The organism is Burkholderia sp. Tr-862, assembly GCF_011753085.1.
Taxonomy (GTDB): Bacteria; Pseudomonadota; Gammaproteobacteria; order Burkholderiales; family Burkholderiaceae; genus Burkholderia; species Burkholderia ambifaria.
Map to the genome: position 1 here is coordinate 1 of NZ_VWWG01000346.1, position 1868 is coordinate 1868.

Consider the following 1868-nt stretch of genomic DNA (forward strand, 5'->3'; position numbering starts at 1 on the left):
CGCTGGCAGACCGACGCCGATCTCGCCGCCGCGTACCGCCAGTGGGGCGGCCATGCGTACGCGCAGAACAGCGCGGGCGACGCGGCCCCCGACGTGTTCGGCGAGCGGCTCGCGACGATCGACGTCGATCGGAAGTGCACCCGTCTGAACGCCTCTGCGAGTCCCCGTGCCGCGCGCGCATGGGGCGGGGACGGGCGACATGGGGGCGGCGGGGCGTGGCGCCCCACGAAGGGGGGCGCGGCGCGGGCTGGCGCGGGTTCGACGCGCGGCGGGGCAGCTACGGTGCGGGCCTGCAGGAAATGATCGACCAGCGCCGCTGGCAGACCGACGCCGATCTCGCCGCCGCGTACCGCCAGTGGGGCGGCCATGCGTACGCGCAGAACAGCGCGGGCGACGCGGCCCCCGACGTGTTCGGCGAGCGGCTCGCGACGATCGACGTCGTCGTGCAGAACCAGGACAGCCGCGAACACGACATCCTCGACTCGAACGACTACTACCAGTTCCAGGGCGGGATGACGGCGGCCGTGCGCCACCTGTCCGGACAGCAGCCGAGCCTCTACCACGGCGACCATGCGAACCCGGTCGCGCCAAAGATGCGCACGCTGCGCGAGGAGATCGCGCGCGTGATCCGCTCGCGCGTCGTCAACCCGAAATGGCTCGACGGCGTGAAGCGTCACGGCTACAAGGGCGCGGCCGAAATGGCCGCGACCGTCGACTACCTGTACGGTTATGACGCGACCGCGCGCGTGCTGTCGGACCACCAGTACGCGCTCGTCGCCGACGCGTACCTGTTCGACGACGACACGCGCGCGTTCCTCGAACGACACAACCCGAAGGCGCTGCACGGCATCTGCGAACGCTTCGTCGAAGCGATGCAGCGCGGGCTGTGGCAGCAGCCGGGCGACTATCGCGAGCGGATCGAAGCGGTCTGGCTCGACAGCGAACAACTCCAGGAAGGAGGACGGCGATGACCGATCCGACGACGCCCCGCGCACGCGCGGTGTTCCCGTTCGCGGCGCTGGTCGCGCAGCAACCGCTGCAGCAGGCGCTGCTGCTCGCCGCGATCGACCCGTCGCTCGGCGGCGTGCTCGTCAGCGGGCCGCGCGGCACCGCGAAATCGACCGCCGCGCGCGCGCTGGCGGAATTGCTGCCCGAAGGCGAATTCGTCACGCTGCCGCTGTCGGCGAGCGACGAGCAGGTCACCGGCACGCTCGATCTCGCCCATGCGCTCGCCGCCAACGGCGTGCGCTTCCGGCCGGGCCTGCTCGCCCGCGCGCATCGCGGCGTGCTGTACGTCGACGAGGTGAACCTGCTCGCCGACGGGCTCGTCGATACGCTGCTCGACGTCGCCGCGAGCGGCGTGAACGTGGTCGAGCGCGATGGCGTGTCGCACGCGCACGATGCGCGCTTCGTGCTGGTCGGCACGATGAATCCCGAGGAAGGCGAACTGCGCCCGCAACTGCTCGACCGCTTCGGGCTGATGGTCGAGCTCGAGAACTGCTTCGACGCCGCGCAGCGCGAACGGATCGTGAAGGCGCGCCTCGCGTTCGATCTCGATCCGGACGCGTTTCGTGCGCGTCACGCAAGCGCACAGCGAGCACTCGGCGACGGGATTCACGCGGCGCGGGCCCGGCTGTCGACGCTGGATTTCGACGATGCGGTTCACGCACGCGTGAGCGCGCTGTGCATCGACGCGGCCGTCGACGGCCTGCGCGCCGACCTCGTGATGTTGCGCGCCGCGCGCGCGCTCGCGGCGCTGGAGCTGGCCGACGCGGTGACGGTGTCGCATGTCGAACGCGTGGCCGACGCGGTGCTGCGGCATCGGCGTCATGCGGGCACGCCGCCGTCGTCGGGCGCGTCGCCCTCGC

1 protein-coding gene and 2 pseudogenes are annotated in these 1868 nt (G+C 71.7%); all 3 read left to right on the top strand.

What is annotated here, in order from left to right:
- Positions 1-114: pseudogene (locus tag F3J14_RS36135) on the top strand (cobaltochelatase subunit CobN); the annotation flags it as partial.
- Positions 115-161: 47 nt separating this feature from the next.
- Positions 162-971, top strand: a pseudogene (locus F3J14_RS34690) (cobaltochelatase subunit CobN); the annotation flags it as partial.
- A partial coding sequence (locus tag F3J14_RS34695; protein ID WP_166726728.1) for an ATP-binding protein occupies positions 968-1868 on the top strand: 901 nt, incomplete at its 3' end. The pseudogene F3J14_RS34690 and the gene F3J14_RS34695, both read left to right, overlap by 4 nt.